Annotated in this window: 21 protein-coding genes, 1 other RNA gene and 1 pseudogene; 9 read left to right on the forward strand and 14 right to left on the reverse strand. The window is 74.1% G+C overall.

Annotation, left to right across the window (positions count from 1 at the left end):
* Positions 1-81: 81 nt before the first annotated feature.
* On the forward strand, positions 82-858 hold the full coding sequence (locus ABZ567_RS02285; RefSeq protein ID WP_360783587.1) for an SDR family oxidoreductase: 777 nt from the start codon (positions 82-84) through the stop codon (positions 856-858).
* Between the two features lie 28 nt (positions 859-886).
* Here the strand turns inward: ABZ567_RS02285 and ABZ567_RS02290 are convergent, their stop codons facing one another.
* Positions 887-1210, reverse strand: coding sequence for a nuclear transport factor 2 family protein (locus ABZ567_RS02290; RefSeq protein ID WP_360783590.1), 324 nt, complete (start codon positions 1208-1210; stop codon positions 887-889).
* A 170-nt stretch (positions 1211-1380) separates the two neighbouring features.
* Between ABZ567_RS02290 and ABZ567_RS02295 the strand changes: the two genes are divergently transcribed.
* Complete coding sequence (locus ABZ567_RS02295; protein WP_360783593.1) at positions 1381-1821, forward strand: hypothetical protein; 441 nt, start codon at positions 1381-1383, stop codon at positions 1819-1821.
* 16 nt (positions 1822-1837) lie between these two features.
* On the opposite strand, the gene ABZ567_RS02300 is transcribed toward ABZ567_RS02295, so the two are convergent.
* Positions 1838-2299 carry a VOC family protein gene (locus ABZ567_RS02300; protein WP_360783596.1) on the reverse strand — a complete coding sequence of 154 codons (462 nt, stop codon included), beginning with the start codon at positions 2297-2299 and terminating at the stop codon, positions 1838-1840.
* A 293-nt stretch (positions 2300-2592) separates the two neighbouring features.
* Positions 2593-2991: RNase P RNA component class A (rnpB, locus tag ABZ567_RS02305), an RNA gene on the reverse strand.
* Positions 2992-3069: 78 nt separating this feature from the next.
* Here rnpB and ABZ567_RS02310 point away from each other — a divergent pair.
* Together ABZ567_RS02310 and ABZ567_RS02315 are read left to right on the forward strand one after the other, a co-directional pair.
* Positions 3070-3834: a MerR family transcriptional regulator gene (locus ABZ567_RS02310; RefSeq protein WP_360783598.1), complete on the forward strand. Its 765-nt coding sequence runs from the start codon at positions 3070-3072 to the stop codon at positions 3832-3834.
* Positions 3831-4727 carry a hypothetical protein gene (locus tag ABZ567_RS02315; RefSeq protein WP_360783601.1) on the forward strand — a complete coding sequence of 299 codons (897 nt, stop codon included), beginning with the start codon at positions 3831-3833 and terminating at the stop codon, positions 4725-4727. The genes ABZ567_RS02310 and ABZ567_RS02315 overlap by 4 nt, the downstream gene beginning before the upstream one ends.
* Here the strand turns inward: ABZ567_RS02315 and ABZ567_RS02320 are convergent.
* Entirely contained in the window at positions 4672-6207 is a 1536-nt protein-coding gene (locus ABZ567_RS02320; protein WP_360783604.1) for an RNB domain-containing ribonuclease, read from the reverse strand. The two genes, ABZ567_RS02315 and ABZ567_RS02320, sit on opposite strands and share 56 nt — an antisense overlap.
* 131 nt (positions 6208-6338) lie before the next feature.
* Here ABZ567_RS02320 and yaaA point away from each other — a divergent pair, with 131 nt between their 5' ends.
* Both yaaA and eda read left to right on the forward strand, forming a co-directional pair.
* Positions 6339-7106 carry a peroxide stress protein YaaA gene (gene yaaA, locus ABZ567_RS02325; RefSeq protein ID WP_360783606.1) on the forward strand — a complete coding sequence of 256 codons (768 nt, stop codon included), beginning with the start codon at positions 6339-6341 and terminating at the stop codon, positions 7104-7106.
* A gap of 63 nt (positions 7107-7169) precedes the next feature.
* The gene (gene eda, locus ABZ567_RS02330) at positions 7170-7811 is read left to right on the forward strand and encodes a bifunctional 4-hydroxy-2-oxoglutarate aldolase/2-dehydro-3-deoxy-phosphogluconate aldolase (protein WP_360783609.1); all 642 of its coding nucleotides are present in this window, start codon (positions 7170-7172) and stop codon (positions 7809-7811) included.
* Between the two features lie 22 nt (positions 7812-7833).
* Here the strand turns inward: eda and ABZ567_RS02335 are convergent, their stop codons facing one another.
* The 8 genes from ABZ567_RS02335 to ABZ567_RS02370 all read right to left on the reverse strand — a co-directional run bounded on the left by ABZ567_RS02335 (position 7834) and on the right by ABZ567_RS02370 (position 14702).
* Positions 7834-8646 carry a MerR family transcriptional regulator gene (locus ABZ567_RS02335; protein ID WP_360783612.1) on the reverse strand — a complete coding sequence of 271 codons (813 nt, stop codon included), beginning with the start codon at positions 8644-8646 and terminating at the stop codon, positions 7834-7836.
* Complete coding sequence (locus tag ABZ567_RS02340) at positions 8621-9166, reverse strand: VOC family protein (protein ID WP_360783615.1); 546 nt, start codon at positions 9164-9166, stop codon at positions 8621-8623. The genes ABZ567_RS02335 and ABZ567_RS02340 overlap by 26 nt, the downstream gene beginning before the upstream one ends.
* A 246-nt stretch (positions 9167-9412) precedes the next feature.
* Positions 9413-9613, reverse strand: coding sequence for a hypothetical protein (locus ABZ567_RS02345; RefSeq protein WP_360783618.1), 201 nt, complete (start codon positions 9611-9613; stop codon positions 9413-9415).
* Positions 9614-9647: 34 nt separating this feature from the next.
* Positions 9648-10454, reverse strand: a complete 807-nt coding sequence (locus tag ABZ567_RS02350) for a GNAT family N-acetyltransferase (RefSeq protein WP_360783621.1) — start codon at positions 10452-10454, stop codon at positions 9648-9650.
* Positions 10455-10542: 88 nt separating this feature from the next.
* A complete protein-coding gene (locus ABZ567_RS02355; RefSeq protein WP_360783623.1) occupies positions 10543-11985 on the reverse strand; it encodes a bifunctional RNase H/acid phosphatase in 1443 nt (480 codons plus the stop codon).
* The gene (locus ABZ567_RS02360; RefSeq protein WP_360784995.1) at positions 11985-12728 is read right to left on the reverse strand and encodes a C4-type zinc ribbon domain-containing protein; all 744 of its coding nucleotides are present in this window, start codon (positions 12726-12728) and stop codon (positions 11985-11987) included. Before ABZ567_RS02360 ends, ABZ567_RS02355 begins: the two co-directional genes overlap by 1 nt.
* Positions 12725-13543 carry a Nif3-like dinuclear metal center hexameric protein gene (locus tag ABZ567_RS02365; RefSeq protein WP_360783626.1) on the reverse strand — a complete coding sequence of 273 codons (819 nt, stop codon included), beginning with the start codon at positions 13541-13543 and terminating at the stop codon, positions 12725-12727. The genes ABZ567_RS02360 and ABZ567_RS02365 overlap by 4 nt, the downstream gene beginning before the upstream one ends.
* A 121-nt stretch (positions 13544-13664) precedes the next feature.
* Positions 13665-14702 carry an iron-siderophore ABC transporter substrate-binding protein gene (locus ABZ567_RS02370; RefSeq protein WP_360783630.1) on the reverse strand — a complete coding sequence of 346 codons (1038 nt, stop codon included), beginning with the start codon at positions 14700-14702 and terminating at the stop codon, positions 13665-13667.
* A 228-nt stretch (positions 14703-14930) separates the two neighbouring features.
* Here ABZ567_RS02370 and ABZ567_RS02375 point away from each other — a divergent pair, with 228 nt between their 5' ends.
* The 3 genes and pseudogenes from ABZ567_RS02375 to ABZ567_RS02385 form a co-directional block, all read left to right on the forward strand.
* Positions 14931-16106 carry a hypothetical protein gene (locus ABZ567_RS02375; protein ID WP_360783633.1) on the forward strand — a complete coding sequence of 392 codons (1176 nt, stop codon included), beginning with the start codon at positions 14931-14933 and terminating at the stop codon, positions 16104-16106.
* A 48-nt stretch (positions 16107-16154) separates the two neighbouring features.
* Entirely contained in the window at positions 16155-16283 is a 129-nt protein-coding gene (locus tag ABZ567_RS02380; RefSeq protein ID WP_360783636.1) for a hypothetical protein, read from the forward strand.
* A 511-nt stretch (positions 16284-16794) separates the two neighbouring features.
* A pseudogene (locus tag ABZ567_RS02385) lies at positions 16795-17187 on the forward strand (response regulator); the annotation flags it as partial.
* A gap of 123 nt (positions 17188-17310) precedes the next feature.
* Here ABZ567_RS02385 and ABZ567_RS02390 read toward each other — a convergent pair.
* Both ABZ567_RS02390 and ABZ567_RS02395 read right to left on the reverse strand, forming a co-directional pair.
* On the reverse strand, positions 17311-18600 hold the full coding sequence (locus tag ABZ567_RS02390) for a phospholipase D-like domain-containing protein (RefSeq protein ID WP_360783639.1): 1290 nt from the start codon (positions 18598-18600) through the stop codon (positions 17311-17313).
* Positions 18601-18623: 23 nt separating this feature from the next.
* Positions 18624-20093, reverse strand: coding sequence for a DHA2 family efflux MFS transporter permease subunit (locus ABZ567_RS02395; protein ID WP_360783642.1), 1470 nt, complete (start codon positions 20091-20093; stop codon positions 18624-18626).
* Positions 20094-20318 lie beyond the last annotated feature (225 nt).

Raw genomic sequence — 20318 nt, forward strand, 5'->3', positions numbered from 1 at the left:
CTGTCCGTCCGTCATTCGAGGGGGGCCCGACGACCTCACGTTGTCGGGTACAGAACATCCATGTGTCGGAACGATGAGTTCATGGGGCACACGTCTCGCGTACGCTGCGCGCCCATGAGCATCGCAGTGGTGACGGGAGCGGGGTCGGGCATCGGCCGGAGCGTGGCGCTGGCCCTCGCGGCGGCCGGCTGGTCGGTGGCCCTCGCGGGACGCCGGGCGGAGGCCCTGGAGGAGACGGCGGCGGCCGCGGCCTCCGCCGAGGCGCTGTGCGTCCCGACGGACGTCACCTCCGCCGAGCAGGTCACGGCCCTCTTCGCCGCCGTACGGGACCGCTACGGCCGGGTCGACCTACTCTTCAACAACGCCGGTACGTTCGCGGGCGGCGGCGTCCCCGTCGAGGACCTGGACCCGGCCACCTGGCGGGCGGTCGTCGACGTCAACCTGACGGGGTCGTTCCTCTGCGCCCAGGCCGCCTTCCGGACCATGAAGGACCAGGACCCCCAGGGCGGCCGGATCATCAACAACGGCTCGATCTCCGCCCACGTACCGCGCCCGCACTCGATCGCGTACACGGCGACGAAGCACGCGATGACGGGTCTGACGAAGTCCCTGTCGCTCGACGGGCGCCCGTACCGGATCGCCTGCGGCCAGCTCGACATCGGCAACGCGGCGACGGAGATGACGGCCCGCATGCAGACCGGCATCCTCCAGGCCAACGGCGAACTGGCGGCGGAACCGGTGATGGACGCGGCGGACGTGGCGGCGACGGTGGTGCACATGGCGTCCCTGCCGCTGGAGGCGAACGTGCAGTTCGCGACGGTGATGGCGACGCGGATGCCGTACATCGGGAGGGGCTGACCCGCCCGGGGGTCAGCCCCTCGCCCGGTCAGGCCTGCCCGGTCTCGAAGCGGGCGATCCTCCCGCCCTCGACGGTGAAGCGCCAGCGGGTCCGCATCTCGCCCCAGGCGTCGTTGCGGAAGCGGGCCACGAGATCGCGCCCGTCACCCTTCTCGGACTCGACCTCCATGTGCCCGCGCGAGGAGAAGACCTCCTTCTCCGTCCACGCGGCCAGGTCGCGCTCGGACCCGTCGTCGGACATGGTCGCGCCGGGCGTGAGCGCCTCCCGGAAAGCCTCCTCGTCGTTGGCGTTGAGGGCCGTGACGAAGGCACGCACGGCGGGATCGGTGAGCTGATGCACGGGAATCGTCATGCCCCACCCATACACCGGGCGGGCGCGCACCCCCGGCCGGGCGCGCGGAACTGTCACCTCCCTGACGGCTTCTCAGCTCCACACAGCCTATGACCTGCGTGTTCCCCGGCCCGGGAGAGGGCGGTCCGGGGCATGGTCGGGTGACTCCCGCACCCAACCCAGGAGGAGCCATGCCGAACGACGGCAAGGTCGTCAAGCTGTACGTGAAGGGGGCCCCGGTCGGGGTCGAGGACGGAACGCTGGTCGGCTTCCTCGCCGAGCCCGACCGGGCCCGGGCGCCGGAGTGGCTGCTCACTCCGGAGGGAGGAGGGTTCCGTCTCACCGCGAAGGGCACGGAGGAGACCGTCGTGTCGGAGGGCACCGAACGCACCCCCGTGGCGGTCCGTTCCGACGACTCGCCCGCCTCCGTCTGGCGCCTCCAGCGCGTGGACGGCGACGGCGCGAAGACGATCACCTCGGCGGCCGATCTGCGGAGCGGCACGTACGCGATCGACCAGAACGGCCTGGCCCTCGGTCGTGACCTGTTCGAGGACCTGTCCTCGCTCCCCAAGCGCGTCTTCGTCCGTACGGACGACCGCGACCCGCAGTGGACGATCGAGGTCCTCGACTGACGTCACGCCGACGGCGTCAGTCCAGACAGAACTCGTTGCCCTCGGGGTCGGCCATCACGAGGAACCCGGTGCTCATCGGAGGCTCGGGCTCGAAGCGGCGCAGCCGCTTCGCCCCCAGTCCGAGAAGCCGGTCGCACTCGGCCTCCAGGGCCGCCATCCGCTCCTCCCCCTCGAGGCCGGGGGCGGCGCGGACGTCCAGGTGGACGCGGTTCTTGGCGACCTTGTCCTCGGGCACCTGCTGGAAGAACACCCGCGGACCGTTCCCGTCCGGGTCCTCGATGGCGGACCGCGTGTTGCGCTGGTCCTCCGGCACGCCGATCCGCGCCAGGAAGTCGTCCCAGGCGGCCAGCGGGTCGGCGCCCTCGGGCAGGTCCACCCCGGGCGGCCCGGGGTGGACGTAACCCAGCGCGTCGCGCCAGAACGCCGACAGGGCCCGGGGGTCGTGGGCGTCGAAGGTGACCTGGAAGTGGCGGCTCATGGGACTGCTCCGTTCGTAGCGGGGTCACGCGTCCATGCGTCCACCCTGACACCCCGCACTGACAGCGGCCCCGCGACGACCGCAACCGAGGTCCTCGCCCGCACCGGGTACGGCCCCGCAGGCCGGGTCCGCGCCCGCACCGGGTACGGCCCCGCCGGCCGGGTCCGGGGCCTCGTCCGAAGAGCGCCGGCGGCACGGCCCCACCCGAGACGGACGCTTCCCTGTCGAGGGCAGACCAAAGGCCCCCGACCAGGCGCGAGCCTGATCAGGGGCCCTTCCCTCACGTGAGCCGACAGACGAGTCGGGCTGTACGCCGGGTTCTGTGCCCCGGGACCTCGCGGTCGTCGGGGCGACGGCCATCCATCTAGGACCGGCGTTGCCGCCGGCCTCCTGCGGTCTACCCGCGGACTCGGGCGAGCAGCCCTCGAACATCCGCGCAGGGACACCGGGGTGTCCCCTCTTGACCTTGCTCCGGGTGGGGTTTACCTAGCCGCCTGAGTCACCTCAGGCGCTGGTGGTCTCTTACACCACCGTTTCACCCTTACCGAGGACCGAGGTCCCCGGCGGTCTGTTTTCTGTGGCACTGTCCCGCGGGTCACCCCGGGTGGCCGTTAGCCACCACCCTGCTCTGTGGAGCCCGGACGTTCCTCGGGGAGATCCGGGGATCCCCACGCGGCCGCCCGCCCGGCTCGTCTGCCGTGCCGACCATGCTACCCGGCGGCGCGGGGACCGCTTGACCCTGTCGCGGCGTCAGGGTTTCTACTGGGCGCATGCGTATCGGCGAGATCGCCGCCCTCGTCGGGGTCACCCCGCGGGCCGTGCGGCACTACCACCAGTCGGGTCTGCTGCCCGAGCCCGTGCGGCGGGCCAACGGGTACCGGGAGTACGGCGTCCGGGACGCCGTGCTGCTCGCCCGGATCCGGCGGCTCACCGAGCTGGGTCTCGGGCTCGACGAGGTGCGGGGCGTGCTCGCGGACGACGAGGGGCGGGGGCTCGTCGAGGTGCTGGAGGAGCTGGCGGAGGACCTGGCGCGCCAGGAGGCGGTGATCCGGGCGCGCCGGGAGCGTCTCGCGCCGCTCCTCCACGAGGCGCGGGCCGGGCGGCTGCCCCCCGACGGGCCCGTGTCGCCGGAGCTCGCCGCGCTCCTCGCGGGTCTGGGCGAGCTGCCCGAGTCCCCCATGGCCGCGAAGGACCGGGAGCTCCTGGCCCTGCTCGACGTCGTCGTACCGGAGGAGGAGCGGGTCCGGCTGATGGGCCTGATGCGGGACACGGCGGAGCACGCGCGCGTGGTGTACCCGCTGCTCGACGCGCTCGCCGGGGCGGAACCGGACGACCCACGGGTCGCGGAGGCCGCCCGGGTGCTCGCCGACTGCCTGCCGGACGAGCTGGGGGTGGAGATCCCGGGCGCCGGGTCGGACGGCTTCCCCGACGGCTCCCTCGCCGACACCTTCTTCGCGGACCTCGCCCCGGCCCAGTCGGCGGCCGTCCGCCTGGCGGTCCGCCTCGTCAGGGACCGACGGGAGCAGAGGCGATGACGACCGGTCCCGACGGCGACCGCCCCTCGGGCGCCGGCCGGTCCGATGCCCTCCCCTCCCGCCTCGTGCGCCTTCTTCGTCTCGCCGCCTACGTGGCGCTCCCCGCCGAAGTCGTCCTCGCGGTCCTGCTCGTCGGCGGGGTGCGGATACCGGGGGCCGTGTGGGCCGTCGCCGAGCTCCTCCTCGTCGTGCTCCTGCTCGCCGAGGGTCTCGCCTGTCTGCGGCTGCGGCGGCGCGGACTCTCGCGGCGGGACGTCCTGGCCGAGCTGGTGCCCCGGCCCGTGCTGCGGATCATCGGGCACGAGCTGCGGATCATGACCAGTCTGGTGCGGTGGGCGGCGCGGCGGCCGCAGGGGGTGGACGACGCGGACGCGGTGTTCCCGCACGCGCGTGACCAGGCGGCGCTGATGTACGGCTTCGCGTTCGTGTGCCTGGTCGAGACGGTCGGCATGTCGTACCTGCTCGCCGGCCGGCCCCTGGTCCACGCGGTCGTCCTCGTCCTGGACGTGTACACCGTGCTGTTCGTCCTCGGGCTGCACGCCGCCGCCGTGACCCGGCCGCACACCCTCACCGGGAACGTCCTGCGGCTGCGGCAGGCCGCGCACGTCGACGTCCGCGTCCCCGTCGACCGGATCGCGGCCGTCCGCCACGAGCTGCTGTTCACGCACGAGAAGGCCGAGGGCGAGCTGAACCTCGCCGTCGGCTCCCAGACCTCCGTCACGATCGAGCTGGTCGAGCCCGTCGACGCACCCCGGCTGCTCGGCGCGCCCCGGCCCGTACGGGTGCTGCGGGTGCACGCCGACGATCCGCGCGCCCTGCTCGCGCACCTCAGAGGGCTCACGCGGGGGCGAACAGCACCTTCGACGACCCCGGGTCCGCCTCCGTCAGTCTGACGCGCAGCCACTCCCCCAGCGGCAGCCGCGTCCCGCCCCCCTCGATCCGGGCGACGACCGCCGGGTCGTCCAGGTGGACGGTGCCGACGGACGGCTCGCGCTCCTTCACGTCGATCACGTACGCGTCGAAGACCTCCCCGACCCGGTCCCTCAACAGAGCCGCCTCGACGACGTCGACGCTCTCGCGCTCGACGGCGTTGGCGCGGCGCGAGCCGGCGGCCATCTCGTCGGGGAGGGCGGGCAGGGCGGCCCGCACCCACTCGGGCGGTTCGTCGCCCGCGACCGCCGCCACGCACAGTTCGCCCGCGTAGCGGTCGACGAGCCGCCGCAGCGGCGCGGTGCAGTGGGTGTACTCGTCGGCGACGGCGGCGTGCACGGCGGGGGTGGGGACGTGGCCGTCGGCGAAGACGGTGTACCCGGCGCCGCGCAGCAGGGTGGTGCACTCCTGGAGGAAGGCGGCGTGGCGCGGGTTCGCGGGGTCGGCGGCGCGGACGACCTCCGCGTACGAGACGTGGTGCGGCCAGTCGACGCCGAGGGCCTGCGCGGAGCGGCGCAGGCGGGCGACGGCGCCGTCGGGGGCGGTGGGGAGGGTGCGCAGGATGCCGGTGCCCGCGGCGGTCATGAGGTCGGCGGCGGCCATGCCGGTGAGCAGGGAGATCTGGGCGTTCCAGCCGTCGGCGGGGAGCGGGGCCCGGTAGGCGAGGGAGTAGGTGCGGTGGTCGCGGGGGCCCGGTGGGATGTGAGGGGCGGGTGGGGTGTGGGAGCGGGGTGGGACGTGCGGGTCGTTCAGGGCGCGTTGGTCGCGCGGGTCCTGCTCGACGATCTCCTGCTCGGGCACGTTGAGGGAGATACCGCCGCGTTCGGCTTCGAGGGCCTCGCGGAGTCGGCCGATCTCACGGAGGAGGGCCAGCGGTTCCTCGGCCGTACCGGCGTCGATCTGCCGCTGCACGCCCGCGTAGTCCAGTTTGGCGCGGCTGCGGACGAGGGCGCGGCGGACGTCGGTGGCGACCCGGCGCCCTTCGGCGTCGAGGTCGATCCGCCACAGCAGGGCGGGCCGGGGTTCGCCGGGGAGGAGGCTGGCGGCGCCCTCGGACAGGACGGCGGGGTGGAGGGGGATCCTGCCGTCGGGGAAGTAGAGGGTGAGGACGCGCCGGTGGGCCTCGACGTCGAGGGCGGAGCCGGGGGTGACGAAGGCGGCGACGTCGGCGATGGCGTAGTGGACGCGGTAGCCGCCGTCGGCCCGGCGGGCCAGGTGCATGGCCTGGTCGAGGTCGGTGGAGGCGGGCGGGTCGACGGTGAAGAAGGGCAGGTCGGTGGCGTCGTGCGCGGGAAGCCGGGGGGCCTTGGCGGCGGCCTCGGCCTCGGCGAGGACGGCGGGCGGGAAGTCCTCGGGGATCGCGAGCTCGGTACGGAGTGCGCGCAGGGCGGCCCGCAGCGGAGCCTCGGCTGCGCCGGTCACGTGAAGGTGGCGGCGGGGCATGGACCGAGCGTAGGGCGGGGTTCCGCGCACGGCACCCTGAACGGCCGTACTGCGGGGAAGTGGCCCGGCGCTTTGTAGTCTTGACGGCCGGGGCCGCACCCCCGATCCCGTACGGACGAAGGAGAACCACCGTGCTCGTGCTGTTGCCGCCCTCCGAGGGCAAGGCCTCCTCGGGGCGCGGGGCGCCGCTCAAGCCGGAGTCGCTGTCCCTGCCGGGGCTGGCCGAGGCGCGGGCGGCGGTCCTGGACGAGCTGGTCGAGCTGTGCGCGGCCGACGAGGAGAAGGCGCGCGAGGTCCTCGGTCTGAGCGAGGGCCTGCGGGGCGAGGTCGCGAAGAACGTGGAGCTGCGGACGGCGGGCGCGCGTCCGGCGGGCGAGATCTACACGGGCGTCCTGTACGACGCGCTGGGTCTGGCGACCCTGGACGCGGCGGCCACGAGGCGGGCCGGGCGGTCGCTGCTCGTGTTCTCGGGGCTGTGGGGCGCGGTGCGGGTGACGGACCGGATTCCGTCGTACCGCTGCTCGATGGGGGTCAGGCTGCCGGGGATCGGCGCGCTGGGCGCGCACTGGCGCGGCGCGATGGCGTCCGTACTCCCAGAGGCGGCCGGGAACGGTCTGGTCCTTGACCTGCGGTCGTCGGCGTACGCGTCGGCGTGGAAGCCGAAGGGGGAGGTGGCGGCGCGGACGGCGACCGTGCGGGTGCTGCACGCGCCGACCCGGAAGGTGGTCAGCCACTTCAACAAGGCGACGAAGGGGCGGATCGTGCGGAGTCTCCTGGAGGCGGGCGCCGCGCCGCGGTCGCCCGAGGAGCTGGTGGTGGCGCTGCGGGACCTGGGGTACGTGGTGGAGGAGGGCGGGAGGGCGGGAGCGCTCGACGTCCTGGTCGACGAGATCCACTAGGGGTCCGTTGCGCTCTCCGCAACGATCGTTGCGGGTCCTGCTCGCCCTGTGCAGGATGAGGCCATGACGAGCGTGTTCGACCTTGCCCCGAGGACCCCCGTCGTCCCGGTCGTCGTGATCGAGGACGCCGCCGACGCCGTGCCCCTGGCCCGTGCCCTCGTGGCAGGCGGGCTGCCGCTGATCGAGGTCACCCTGCGTACCCCGGCCGCTCTCGACGCCGTACGCGCGATCGCGGCCGAGGTGCCGGACGCGGTCGTCGGCGCGGGGACGGTCGTCTCGGCGGCCGGGGTCGCGGACGCGGTCGGCGCCGGTGCCCGGTTCCTCGTCAGCCCCGGGTGGACCGGCCGGCTGCTCGGCGCGATGCGGGAGTCGGGCGTGCCGTTCCTGCCGGGGGTGTCGACGGCCTCGGAGGTCGTGGCCCTGCTCGAACAGGGGGTGGACGCCATGAAGTTCTTCCCGGCCGCGGCGGCGGGTGGCGTCCCGTACCTGAAGTCCCTCGCGGGACCGCTCCCCCAGGCCCGTTTCTGCCCGACCGGCGGCGTCTCCCTCGCCTCCGCCCCCGCCTACCTGTCCCTGCCGAACGTCGGTTGCGTCGGCGGTACGTGGATGGTGCCGCCGACCGCCCTCGCGGCCCGCGACTGGGTGCGGGTCGAGTCCCTCGCCCGGGGGGCGGCGGCTCTGCGGTCCGGGCCGGTCTCGGCGTAGGGCCCGCGTTTCCGGCAGGCGGTCACCGCCAGGTCGCGGTGTCGGGGTCGACGCCGTGGGCGCGCGCGTCGGCGTCGACGAGGCGACGGAACCACGCGGCGAGGCCGGCACGGATGCCGTCGTAGTGGGCGGCGTACGCCGGATCGGCCTCGAACATGCGGCCGAGACAGACCTGCATCTGCCGGGTGAGGGGGAAGTACGCGGCGAAGAGGTCACGGTGGCGCTCGACGAGTCGGTTCGCCTCCGGGCTGCCGGGTGCGACGCCGGCGTCCATCGCGTCCCCGAGGGCCCGGTCCAGGTCGGCCATGGCGTCGGCGACGGCCCGCCACTCCTCAGGACCGCGCGCGGCCGAGCGTTCGGCGTACTGCTGCCACTGCGCCGTGTGTCCGTAGCGCCGGCGGGCTTCGGCGGGCCAGTCCGGGTTCCACTCGGGGCCGAGGATCGCGGCCTGCTGCTCGACGGACAGCAGCAGGCCGCGCTCGTGGGCGTCGATCATCCGGTCGAGGCCGGTGCCGAGCCGCTGGAGGCGCTCGATCCGTTCGTCGACCTGGGCGCGCTGGGCCCGCAGCGCGCCGGGCACGTCCGCGGTCGGGTCGTCCAGGACGGCCCGGATCCGGTCCAGGCCGAGACCGAGCTCCCGGTAGACGACGACGCGGTGGAGACGTTCCAGGTCATCGGCGGTGTAGAGCCGGTACCCGGCGGCCGTGCGCAGCGAGGGCCGCGCCAGGCCGATGTCGTCCCAGTGGTGCAGCGCGCGGACCGTCACGTCCAGATGCCTCGCCGCCTGGCCGACGATCAGGCCGTCGCCGTCAGGGGTGTCGGACGTGGTTTTCACGGTCGCCGCGCCCGGCGCCCGGCGGGGTGATCCCGATGGCTTCAAGGTTCCGCGCCTCCTGGCCGTCCGGGTCGAGGGGTTTCGCCGCGGTGAACACGACCCGCGCGTTCTCGGGGGTGCTCACCGTCACGTCGCGGGTGTTCCAGGGAGTGTCCCGTGGACCGTCGACAGCGTGCGGGCGCAGCGTACGGCAGGCCTCGACGAGGGAGTCGACCTGGCTGAGCACGCACGCGAAGCTGACACTCATCGCCGGGGGCTGCTCCGCAACGCTCTCCGACCGGACGAGGAGGACGTCCTGGAACGCCCAACGGCGCAGATGCACGAGTGTGCCGGGGATGGTGAACAGCTCGAAGAAGCCGAGGCCCCGCACCCAGAAGTCCACCGACGCGGCCAGGTCACCGGTGGGGATCGTCACGAACGCGGGCATGCCGTAGATGCCGTGGAACGGCTCCGGCGCGGTGGCGTCCGGGCCGGGAGTGGGCACGGGGCTGATCTCGAACGCGTTGTAGTGGTCGCTCATGGGCCCACCCTGCGGCCTCACGCTACGTGAGGGTCAAGCCGGACATCGCGGCCCGCCCCGAGACGACCGAGAAGCAGCCGATCCGGACCGCGCGCCGGGCCGACTCGCCGAGGCCGCCGCCCCGCCCGGCCGGTGCCGGACGCACGACGCTCACCAGGCGGTGCCCGTCGGCGGCGGGCGTGACCCTCCCGAGTGCCGTCCGGAGATGCCCGGCGAACGCTCCCGCCGCGCGCGCGTGGGGTCCGGTCAGGGCGACAGAGCCGCCGAGACCGTGCCGGGCTCGGCGGGGTCCCCCGCGAGGACGACGCGTACCGCGCCGCCGCCCGTCTCCTCCGCCGAGGCGATCGCCCGGACCGGCACCGGCCAGGTCGTGCCGTCCCGCACGATCCTCAGGCGCTCGCCGTCGAACCTCGCGCGCGTGCCCCTCGCCGACAGCACCGTCTCCACAGCCCTACCCCCGCCCCGTACGACGTCGGCGTGATCATGCGGTCGCGGGGGCGAGCGCGATCCCGAGATGGTCCGTCACCGGGCGGTAGCCGAGGCGCCGGTAGAGGGCGTTGCTCGTGGGGTTGCCCAGGTCCGTGAAGAGCAGGACCTGGTCGGCGCCGGAGTCCAGGGCGGCCCGGCCGGCGGCGGCGGTCACTCCCGCCGCGTGGCCCCTGCCCCGGTGGGCGGGCGGGGTGTAGACGAGGTGGACGCGGGCCTGGCCCTCGATCGTGCGGGAGACCGCGGCCATCGAGACCGGTCGGCCGCCGGGGGTCTCCCAGAGCAGCAGGCGGCCCTCGGCAATCCGCTCGCCGACCGGGCCCGTGAAGTCCTGCTCGGGGTCCTCCCCGATGTCCCGGGCGAAGTCGCGCGCCCAGGCGGCGGCGAGCGGTACGTCCGCCGCGTCCGCGACACGGGCCCGGCCCGCGGGGGCGGGGTCCGGCGGGATCAGCCCGCCGAGCCGGAAGAGCCGCATCCGGACGGTGGGCCGCCAGGGGCGGCCCGACGCCTCCGCGTACGCCTCGACGGCGGCCGTCTCACCGCGCAGCTCCGTCGGCTCCGTACCCGCCGGGAAGACGAGGGCGCGGGCCGCGGCGACGGTCATCGCCCCGAAGGCGTGCACGCGGGGCGGCCACTCGGCCAGCACCCCCGTGACCCGGCCGTCGGGCTCGGCCCACCAGCCGAGCCGGTCCGCCCGGTCCATGAGCGTCAGTACGGCGGTGTTACGGGCGGGCTCGGCGGCGAGGTGCTCCGCCGCGGCCGTACGGAAAGCGGCGGGGTCCTCGGTGAAGTGCCAGGTCATGACGGGATGGTGGTACGGGGGCGGGGCCCCGCGCCACCCTCTTGCCGGCACGCCCGTGGGTGCTCAGGTCCTTCGGGTGCTCAGGTCCTCAGGTCCTCAGGTGCGAGGTGTCGTTGAGGAGCCGTACGGAGGCGTTGCCGTCCGCGTAGTAGGCCACGGCGGAGATCGACGCGGCCGACAGCTCCATCCGGAACAGCGACTCCGGCGGGGCGCCGAGCGCGAGCCGGACCAGGGTCTTGATCGGCGTGACGTGGGTGACGAGGAGCACGGTCCGGCCCGCGTGGGCGGCGGTCAGCCGGTCCCGGGCCGCGGCGACGCGGCGGGCCACGGCCGCGAAGCTCTCGCCGCCGCCGGTGGGCGCGGCCTTCGGGGAGGCGAGCCAGGCGTCGAGGTCCTCCGGGTGGCGCTCCCGGACCTCGCCGAAGGTCAGCCCCTCCCAGGCGCCGAAGTCGGTCTCGCGCAGACCCGGTTCGATCCGGACGTCGAGCCCGAGGCGGGCGGCGACGGCGGCGGCGGTCTGCCGGCACCGGGTGAGCGGCGAGCTGACGATCTCCTGGATGGTGCCGCGCGCGGCGAGCGCCTCCGCGACGGCCTGGGCCTGCCGCAGCCCGGCCGCCGAGAGCTCGGGGTCGGTGCCGCCGCTCCCCGAGAACCGCTTCTCGGGCGTGAGCGCGGTCTCACCGTGCCGCAGCAGCACGAACGTGGCGGGCGCTCCCATGTCGGGTCCCGCGGACCAGCCCTGCCGGGGGGCGCCGGCCTGCGGCGAGGCGGGCGGGGTGGCGATGATGCCGGTGGAGGCGGGCGGGGTGGCGGTGATCCCGACCGCGGCGGTACTCCCGGCCGAGGCAACCGGGGCGGTCCCGACCGGCGGGGTGGTTCCGACCGAGGCGGAAGTCCCGGCCGACGAGGCGGTCCCGACCGGGGACGACGGGCTGCCGCCCGCCGACGCGTTGCCGCCCACCGCAGCCGTCACCAGCGCCGCCCTCGCTCGCGCCGCGCCCGCCGTCGCGTCGCCCGGTGGGCCCGACGGGGGCGGGGTGGCGGCGTTGCGGGCGGCGGAGGTGTCCAGGGCGGCCGTGGAGGCGGACGGCTCCCACTGGCGGCCCCGCTTGCCCGCGTCCATCGCCTCGTTCGCGAGCCGGTCCGCGTGCTTGTTGCGCTCGCGCGGGATCCACTCGTAGCGGACCCGGCCCGCCGGGAAGACCCGGCCGGCCTCGGCCGCGAGCGGCTTCATGTCGGGGTGCTTGATCTTCCAGCGGCCGGACATCTGCTCGACGACCAGCTTGGAGTCCATGCGGACGTGGACGGTGGCGTCGGGGAACAGCTCCCTGGCCGCCTTGAGGCCCGCCACGAGGCCCTTGTACTCGGCGACGTTGTTCGTCGCCACGCCGATGTACTCGGCCGCCTCCGCGAGCGTCTCGCCCGTGGCGGGGTCCAGGACGACCGCCCCGTAGCCGGCGGGACCCGGGTTGCCCCGGGAGCCCCCGTCGGCCTCGACGATCAGCTCTCGCGAAGACGGAAGGGCGGACATTACAGGCCGGACTCCGAGGTGCGGATGAGAATGCGGCGGCAGTTCTCGCAACGGACGACCGCGTCACGCGCGGCGGCGCGGATCTCGTTGACCTCGGTGATGTTGAGCTCGATGTGGCAGCCCTCGCACTTGCGCTGGTACAGCCGGGCCGCGCCGACGCCGCCCTGCTGCTCGCGCAGCTTCTCGTACAGCTTGAGGAGGTCGGCCGGGACGGAGCCCGCGACGAGCTCGCGCTCCTTCGTCACGGAGGCGGCCTCGGCGTCCAGCTCGCTCTCGGCGGCGTCGCGCCGGGCGGTGGCGTCCGCGGTCTTGGCCTCGACGGCGGAGACCCGCTCGGTCAGCTCGGCCAGGCGCTCCTGGACGGACTCGCGGCGCTCCATGACCTCGAGGACGATCTCCTCCAGGTCGCCCTGACGCTTGGCGAGGGAGACGATCTCGCGCTGGAGGCTCTCCAGGTCCTTCGGGGAGGAGACGGCACCGGAGTCGAGGCGCTGCTGGTCGCGCGTGGCCCGCTGGCGGACCTGGTCGACGTCCTGCTCGGCCTTGGTCTGCTCACGGCCGCAGTCGCTCTCCTCGGTCTGCGCGGCGACGAGCAGGTCGCGCAGCTGGGTGAGGTCCTTGGTCAGCGACTCGATCTCGGCGTGCTCGGGCAGCGACCGGCGCTTGTGCTCGAGCTGCTGGAGGCGGACGTCCAGGCCCTGGACGTCGAGGAGGCGGATCTGGTCGGCGGGCGCGGCGTTCAGTTGGGGGCTCCAGGGGAGGTGTGGTGGGAGGACCAGGGGTCGGTGACCGTCTTCGAGACGTGCACGCGGAGGTCCCAGCCGTGGCGGTCGGAGATCTCGTCGAGCTGGCTGGCGGCCTGCTGGCACCAGGGCCATTCGGTGGCCCAGTGGGCGGCGTCGACGAGGCCGAGCGGTGACTGCTGGGTGGCCTCGGAGACGGGGTGGTGGCGCAGGTCGGCGGTGAGGAAGGCGTCCACGCCGGCGGCCCGTACGGCGTCGAAGAGGCTGTCGCCGGAGCCGCCGCTGACGGCGACGCGGCGCACGGTCATGCCGGGGTCGCCGGCCACCCGGATGCCCTGTGCGGTGGCGGGCAGTCGCTTCGCGGCGCGCGCGGCGAACTCGGCGAGGGTCTCGGGGTGGTCGAGTTCGCAGATCCGGCCGAGGTTGTTCTCGGGTACGAGGGGGCCGGTGATCCGCAGGTCGAGGGCGCCCGCGAGGGCGTCGGAGACACCGGGGTCGGCGGTGTCGGCGTTGGTGTGGGCGACGTGGAGGGCGATGTCGTGCTTGATGAGGCCGTGCACGACCCGGCCCTTGAAGTGGCCGGCCGCGACCGTCGTCGTACCGCGCAGGTAGAGCGGGTGGTGGGTGACGATCAGGTCGGCGCCGAGGGCGATCGCCTCGTCGGCGATCTCCTGGACGGGGTCGACGGCGAAGAGCACGCGGGTGACCTGGGCGTCGGGGTCGCCGCAGACGGTGCCGACGGCGTCCCACGACTCGGCCCGCTCGGGTGGCCAGAGGGCGTCGAGCGCGGCGATGACTTCAGACAGGCGGGGCACGGGGGAAAGGCTACCTGGCTCACGTGCCCGGGCGTCGTGCCCGGTGGCGGGGGCGGCGCCGTGCCGGAGCGGGCGCCGGTACGGGGTCGTACCGGCGCCCGCTCCGCGCCCCGTACCCGCCCTACTTCTCGACGAGGTCGGCGCGCAGGTCGTCGAGGACGCTGTTCGCGGCCGTGACGCCGAGACCGAGGTACCAGGTCTCGTCCGGGACGTCCTTGGCCTGGCCGGACTTGACCGCCCTGAGGTTCTTCCACAGCGGGTTGGCCTGGGCGGTGTCCTTCTTCGTGGCCTTGGCGTCGCCGTACACGCCGGTGAAGATCCAGTCGGCGTCGGCCTCGTCGATCTTCTCGGGGCTGATCTCGGCGGCGAGGTCGTCGATCCGCTGGTTCTCGGGCCGGGGCAGGCCGGTGTCCTCCAGGATGGTGCCGATGAAGGACGCCTTGGCGTAGAGGCGGATCTTGCCGGGGAGGTAGCGGACCATGGAGACGGTCGGCTTGTCCGGGCCGATGTCCGTGCCGAGCTGCCTGGCCTTGGTCTCGTACGCGGCGAGCTTCTCCTTCGCCTGGGCGGTCCGGTCGAGCGCGGCGGCGTTGAGGAGGTAGTTCTCCTTCCAGGTGAAGCCGGGGCGGATGGAGAACACGGTCGGCGCGATCTTCGACAGTTCGTCGTACTTGTCGGCGGCGCGGAGCTGGCTGCCGAGGATCAGGTCGGGCTGGAGGTTGGCGATGGCCTCCAGGTTGAGGTTGTTGATGGTGCCGACGGACTTGGGGGCGCCCGCGTCCTTCTTGAGGTAGCCGGGGATGCCGTCGTCGCCCTCGGAGGGGGCGTAGCCGACGGGCTGGACGCCGAGGGAGACGACGTTGTCGAGTTCGCCGACGTCGAGGACGACGACCCGCTTGGGGGCGGACTTCAGTTCGGTCCTGCCGAGGGCGTGGGTCAGCGTGCGGGGGAACTGGCCGGCCTTCGCGTCCGTGCCCATGGCCGCCGTCTTGGCCGCCGCGTCGCCGAAGTCCTTGCCGCCGGTGGCGACGTCCTTCTTCTTGCCCGTGTCCTCCTTCGCGGCGGTGTCGGATCCTCCGTCTCCTCCTCCGCAGGCCGCGAGCGAGAGCAAGGCGGCGAGGGCGACGACGACGGCGGTGCCGCGGCGGCGGAGGGGCATGAGAGGGCTCCTGTACGGGTCCTGGCGGGGATACGGGCGCTACCGGGGCGGAGCCACAGGCTCCGTTTAGGTTCGCCTTACCTTACTCACCACGGGCAACTCCAGCACAGGCCCCCCTCGCCCCTCAGCCGAATCGCCACAGGGCCACCCTTATGTGTGAAGTGACCGGGCTCGTGTTGTTCGGCTGGGAGTGCGAAAACTAGCTTCGTGGCCGGAGGTGACGAGTCGATGACAGCGTGTGCCATCGAGACGACGGCCGAGGACGACGACCGCGAGGGGAACCGGGGCGGGGAGCGCGCCGGGAGCGGTGCCTGGCCGACCGGGTTCACGATCACGGCGAACGGCGCGTACGCCGCCAGGCTCGCGGGCGCCGGGGACGCCCTGTACGTGGAGCGGTGGACCCTCGACGGCCCGGAGCCGTACGCCGTACCGCTGCCCCTCGGCCAGCCGGAGGAGCCGGGCACCCGGCTGCTGCCCCTCGCGGACGGCCGGGTCCTCGTCTCCCGCCGCGTGGACGGGCGGCGGAACACGTTCTCGCTGCTCTATCCCACGGGCCCGGCGACCGGCGAGCTCCAGCTCGGCGCGGTCCAGGCCCCGGGCTCCGAGCACCTGGTGCTGCTGCCGCCCGCGCCGGACGGCATCTGCGCGTACGCGATGTGCGTGGGCCCCGACACGACCACGGTGTGGCTGGTCGCGGGTGGCGCGTTCGGCCCGGAGCGGGTGGCGGAGGTCAGGGGCCGCTGCTCGGGCGGGGTGTGGCTCGACCGTACGGGCCGGTTGCTGGCGCTCGACCGGCAACTCGGCGACGGGCCGGTGAAGACCGTCGCCGTCGATCTGGAGCGCGGCGGGGAGGTGACGCCCCTGCTCCAGATCACCGAGGACAGTCACGACCGGCTGCTCCTCGCGGACCCGGACAGCGGGCTCCTCCTGATCCGTTCCGACGCGCCGTCGCCGGGGCACGACCGGCTCGGCTGGGGGGTGTTGGGGAGTCTGCTTCCGGTGCGGTTCCCGGAGTGCCTGCGGCTCGACGACGCGGCGGTGACGCCGTTCGCCGTGCAGCCGGGGCAGGTGCTGATGCCGGAGAGCTGCGGGGTGGCGCTGCGGATCGACGCGGCGGCCGGGAGCTGGGTCGGGATCTGGCGGCCCTCGGCCCGGCGGATGGGTCACGTGGCCGCGCCGGCGGGCTGGCTGGCCGGTGCGGGCCTGTGGACGGCCGGGGGCGTGCTGCGGCTGCCGTACGTGACGGCCGGGGCGCCGTGCGGGCTGGCGGACCTGGAGGCGCCGCCGGAACCGGAGCCGGTGCCCGAGCCGGTGACGGTCGCGGCCGTCGTGGAGGAGCCCCGGGTGTGCCGTCCGGTGCCGCTTCAGCAGGCACCCCTCACCGACCGCAGACCCGCTGGCTAGACTCTCGGGCTGCACAGCAGGACCGATGTCAACGGGGTGATTTCGACCATGTCGGAGAACAGCACGCACGGGCAGGAGCCGCTCGGTTCCGGCAAGCACCGCGGTGAGGCCGCGCCGACGGAGGACTCCGCGTCCTCCCCGCGCGGCCGCCACCGTCGCGAGCCCGACGGGCAGTGACCGGGGTGACCGCGCCGACCGCGCGGTGACCGGGCAGTCCAGCGAGGCGAAGGGCCCCGGGGTCTCCCCCAGGGCCCTTCGTCTTCCCCCCACCGCCGGCCGGGCCCGCGCCGCGCTCGGCCTTCTCAGCCCCTCTTCAGCCGCGGCACCCCCGCCGCCGCGAAGGTCTCGCCCGCCGGGCGGGCGGGGGGCGAGCAGGCCGTCCGGTGGCGAGTTCCAGGGCCTCGGCGCGGCCGAGGCCCTGTCCGGCGCCGGTGACGATCGCGCTCCTCCCAGGGGCAGTGACCTCACGGGGAGTCCCCTCCGGCCTCAGATCTCGACGCAGGTGCGCAGAGCGGCGCCGGTGCGCATCTGTTCCAGGCCTCGTTGACGCCCGCGAGCGGTACGCCGCGTCCGCGCGCGCGGGTCGCGGCCCCAGGCGGCAGGCTTGTCCCGGGACCGTCCCGCGGGCGGTCCGGGTCGCCGCGGAACCCCGTGGAGACCTCCGCCCACACGACGGGAAGCCCACGGAATGATCAGGATCCTGCTCGCCGAGGACCCCAGGACGACACCGGGCGCGCTGGCGCTGCTGCTCGGGATGGAGCACGACTTCGAGGTCGTCGCGCGGGTCGGGCGCGGCGACGAGGTCGTGGACGCGGCGCTCGTCGGGCGCCCCGATGTGGCCCTGCTCGACGCCGAGCTGCCGGGGCGGTCGGGGTTCGACGCGGCCGGGGACCTGCGGGACGAGGTGCCGGACTGCCGGGTGCTGGTCCTGGCGACCTCGGGGCGGCCGGGGTACCCGCGGCGGGCGAGGGAGGCGGGGGCGGCCGGGCTCCTGGTCAAGGACGGGCGCGTGGAGGAGCTGGCGGAGGCGGTCCGACAGGTGCTGCGCGGGGAGACGGCCTTCGACCCGGTGCTCTCGGCGGTGGACCCGGAGGCGGGCCGGGACTGACGGCCCGCGACCGTACGGCAGCGGCTACGGCCGTACGGCCGGGGCCGGGGCCGGCCCAAACCCCGGCCGTACGGCGGCGGCTGGAGGAACGGAGGCCTACAGGTCGCGTTCCGCGAGGGAGGCCGCGCGCTGGGCTTCGAAGTTCGTCGCGTACTGGCCGAAGACGGTCGTGTCCTCGTACTTGAGCAGTGTCTCGTCGTTCACCGTCAGCGCCATCCCCGTGTACGTGTGGCTGCCGGTGAAGACGATCTTCTTGTCGACCCCGTTGAGGTACGTGCCCTCGATCAGCAGGTACTTGGTGTGGGTGTCGGAGCCCCCGCGGCCGTCGTTGTCGAGCGCGTGCAGGATGATCCGGCCCTTCCCCGAGGTCGGCCTCGTCAGCCAGGTGGACACCTCGGACTGGGGCGTGCCGGTCGCCGCGTCCCAGTTCTCGAGGGAGCGGTACACGATCTCGACGTGACAGCCCTTCTCGGCGAGCTCCCACAGCTGCCTGGCCACCTCGGTGCGGGTGATGTGGCCCTGCGCGATGCGGATCCTCGTACGGCCGTCGGCGGTGCCGAAGCCCGGGGAGTTGCCGCCGCAGGGGTTCGCGGTGCCGGCCGGGGCGACCGTCTTCAGGATGTTCACGACCACGTCGGTGCCGGACCGGGGGAAGAAGTAGACCTTGGCCTTGCCCGCCTGGGTGTCGTGGGCGTAGTCGGCGACCTGCGGCCTCTCCCCGACGGCCGCCCCCGCCTGGTCGTCGAAGTACCGGGTGTACGCGGCGAAGAGCTCGGTGTTGCCGACCACCGTCAGGGCGTCGTTCCACCAGGCGTCGGTGTCCTGCCCGGTGAGGTTGCCTGAGGACTGCACCACCACGTTGTCGACCGCGGTGTCGCCCTTGCCCTTGGTGCGGGAGAACAGGAAGAACTTGTTGTGGTTGACGTTGGGGTACCAGCCGTCGGGGTCCGCGGCCGTGGTGCCCGGGTCCAGGGCGAGGCAGGCCTCGGACGTCTTGCAGGTACGCACCCAGGACGGCGCGCTGCCGGGCTTGGCCAGCTCGGTGGCGAGGTAGGTGGCCGCACCCGAGGTGCTGTCCCCGTCGAGGACCACCTGGACGGAGACGCCCCGCCGGTGGGCGGCGACGAGCCTTTCGGCCATGTACTGGGAGTGGAAGAGGTAGAGGGAGATCCGGATGGACGACCCCGCCTCGGCGCCGTCGACGAGACCCGTCAGGTGGAAGAGGATCCGTCCCGTGGCGGCCTTGTCGGTGCTGGAGGGGTCGTTGAATATCGCGCCGGTGGTCACGGCCACCACCGGCTCCGCGGACGCCGAGGGCGCGACCGTCAGGGCCGCGCCGACGGCGAGCGCGGTCACGGCGGTTCTGAACCTGCTCTTGATCATCATGAGGAGCATTGTCACCCGGTCCGTCACCTCCGCGGGGCCACCTCCTTCGGCAGCCGGAGCAGCATCAGCGCGGCAGCCGTGACGAGGACGCAGGCCGAGACGCGGAAGGCCGTCGCGTAGCCCGGGACGAGGTACGACGGGTCCGGTGCGCCGAGGACGAGGAGGGAGGGCGTGGCCGCCGCGGCGACGGTCGTCAGGATGGCCAGGCCGAGCGCGCCGCCCATCGTGCGGGAGGTGTTGACGAGGCCCGAGACCAGACCCGCGTCGCCCGGGGAGGCGCTGGACGTGGCGAGCGTCGCGAGCGGGGTGGTCGCGAGGCCGATGCCGCCCATCATGAGGACGCCGGGGCCCAGGATCGTGCCGAGGAAGGTGCCGTCGGCGGTCAGCGTCGACTGCCAGGCGAAGCCGGCGGCGCCGATGAGCGCACCGATGACGGCGAGGTTCCTGGCCCCGACGACCGGCATCAGGTGCGGGGCGAGCTTGGAGCCGAGGAGGACGCTCAGGGAGCTGGGAACGAGCGCGAGACCGGCCTGGAGGGGGGTGTAGCCGAGGACGTTCTGCGCGTACACCGTCATGAAGAACCACATGCCGAAGGAGCTCGAACCGCACAGCAGGATCGCCGCGTTGGCCACCGACACGGCCCTGTTGCGGAAGATGCCCAGCGGCACGAGGGGCTCCCGGGTGCGGGACTCCACGAGGACGAAGACGGCGAGCAGGAAGAGGCCGCCGAGCAGCGGCAGCAGGGTGGCGGGGGCGATCCAGCCCACCGCCTCGGTCTGCACGATGCCGTACGCGAGGGTGGCGAGGCCCGCCGTGACGAGGACGGCGCCCGGCAGGTCGAGGCGGCGGCCGGCCGCCGTGCGGCTCTCCCGCAGCCACAGGCCGGCGGCGACGAGGACCAGGATGCCGACGGGGACGTTGATGAGGAGGACCCAGCGCCAGGACAGCAGGTCGACGAGGAGGCCGCCGACGAAGCCGCCCGCCGCGCCGCCGGCCGCGCCGACCGCCGTCCAGGTCCCGATGGCCCGGGTGCGGGCGGCTCCCGCCGGGACGGCGCCCGTGATGAGGGTGAGGGTGGCCGGTGACAGGAGGGCGGCGCCGAGGCCCTGCGCGGCGCGGGCGCCGATCAGGTACTGGCCCTCGGGGGCGAGGCCTCCGACGACGGACGCCGCGGTGAAGAGACCGAGGCCGAGCAGGAACATCGCCTTGCGCCCGTAGAGGTCGGCGGCCCGCCCGCCGAGCAGCATGAAACCGGCGAAGGCGATCGAGTAGGCGTTGAGCACCCACTGGAGTTCCAGGGTGGAGAGTCCCAGGTCGGCCTTGAGCGACGGCAGGGCCACGTTCATGACGGAGACGTCGAGAACGACGAGGAACTGCCCCGCGCAGGCCGCGAGGACGACCAGCCAGGGGCGGGCGGGGGCGGGTATGGAGGGGAGGGGGGCGGAGGCCGTGGCGGCCTTGCTTGCGGGGTCGTTCTGCGGCATGGCCGTCATGGTCGCAGACGCCCTCCACCCCGTACATACGTCGAGAGTCCTACACCGCGGGCCCCAGGGGCGGCCCGGCAGCGGGGCCGGTGGCCGCGGTCGCTACGGCTTCCGCGGGGCCGGCATGCGCGGCCGCTACGGTTTCCACGGGGTCGGCGCCTGCCGGGCGACGGCCGGACCGGTGGGCGCGGCCCACGGGGGTCACGGGGTGGCGGGCTTCACGGGTTCACGGAC

This window comes from Streptomyces sp. NPDC016459, assembly GCF_040632845.1.
In the GTDB taxonomy this organism is placed as follows: Bacteria; Actinomycetota; Actinomycetes; order Streptomycetales; family Streptomycetaceae; genus Streptomyces.

Excerpts from the sequence above, each read along its gene's own strand:
- ABZ567_RS02285 (WP_360783587.1), top strand. The coding sequence starts at position 82 with ATGGGGCACACGTCTCGCGTACGCTGCGCGCCCATGAGCATCGCAGTG.
- ABZ567_RS02290 (WP_360783590.1), bottom strand. The coding sequence starts at position 1,210 with ATGACGATTCCCGTGCATCAGCTCACCGATCCCGCCGTGCGTGCCTTC.
- ABZ567_RS02295 (WP_360783593.1), top strand. The coding sequence starts at position 1,381 with ATGCCGAACGACGGCAAGGTCGTCAAGCTGTACGTGAAGGGGGCCCCG.
- ABZ567_RS02300 (WP_360783596.1), bottom strand. The coding sequence starts at position 2,299 with ATGAGCCGCCACTTCCAGGTCACCTTCGACGCCCACGACCCCCGGGCC.
- ABZ567_RS02310 (WP_360783598.1), top strand. The coding sequence starts at position 3,070 with ATGCGTATCGGCGAGATCGCCGCCCTCGTCGGGGTCACCCCGCGGGCC.
- ABZ567_RS02315 (WP_360783601.1), top strand. The coding sequence starts at position 3,831 with ATGACGACCGGTCCCGACGGCGACCGCCCCTCGGGCGCCGGCCGGTCC.
- ABZ567_RS02320 (WP_360783604.1), bottom strand. The coding sequence starts at position 6,207 with ATGCCCCGCCGCCACCTTCACGTGACCGGCGCAGCCGAGGCTCCGCTG.
- eda (WP_360783609.1), top strand. The coding sequence starts at position 7,170 with ATGACGAGCGTGTTCGACCTTGCCCCGAGGACCCCCGTCGTCCCGGTC.
- ABZ567_RS02340 (WP_360783615.1), bottom strand. The coding sequence starts at position 9,166 with ATGAGCGACCACTACAACGCGTTCGAGATCAGCCCCGTGCCCACTCCC.
- ABZ567_RS02350 (WP_360783621.1), bottom strand. The coding sequence starts at position 10,454 with ATGACCTGGCACTTCACCGAGGACCCCGCCGCTTTCCGTACGGCCGCG.
- ABZ567_RS02355 (WP_360783623.1), bottom strand. The coding sequence starts at position 11,985 with ATGTCCGCCCTTCCGTCTTCGCGAGAGCTGATCGTCGAGGCCGACGGG.
- ABZ567_RS02370 (WP_360783630.1), bottom strand. The coding sequence starts at position 14,702 with ATGCCCCTCCGCCGCCGCGGCACCGCCGTCGTCGTCGCCCTCGCCGCC.
- ABZ567_RS02375 (WP_360783633.1), top strand. The coding sequence starts at position 14,931 with ATGACAGCGTGTGCCATCGAGACGACGGCCGAGGACGACGACCGCGAG.
- ABZ567_RS02380 (WP_360783636.1), top strand. The coding sequence starts at position 16,155 with ATGTCGGAGAACAGCACGCACGGGCAGGAGCCGCTCGGTTCCGGCAAG.
- ABZ567_RS02390 (WP_360783639.1), bottom strand. The coding sequence starts at position 18,600 with ATGATGATCAAGAGCAGGTTCAGAACCGCCGTGACCGCGCTCGCCGTC.
- ABZ567_RS02395 (WP_360783642.1), bottom strand. The coding sequence starts at position 20,093 with ATGACGGCCATGCCGCAGAACGACCCCGCAAGCAAGGCCGCCACGGCC.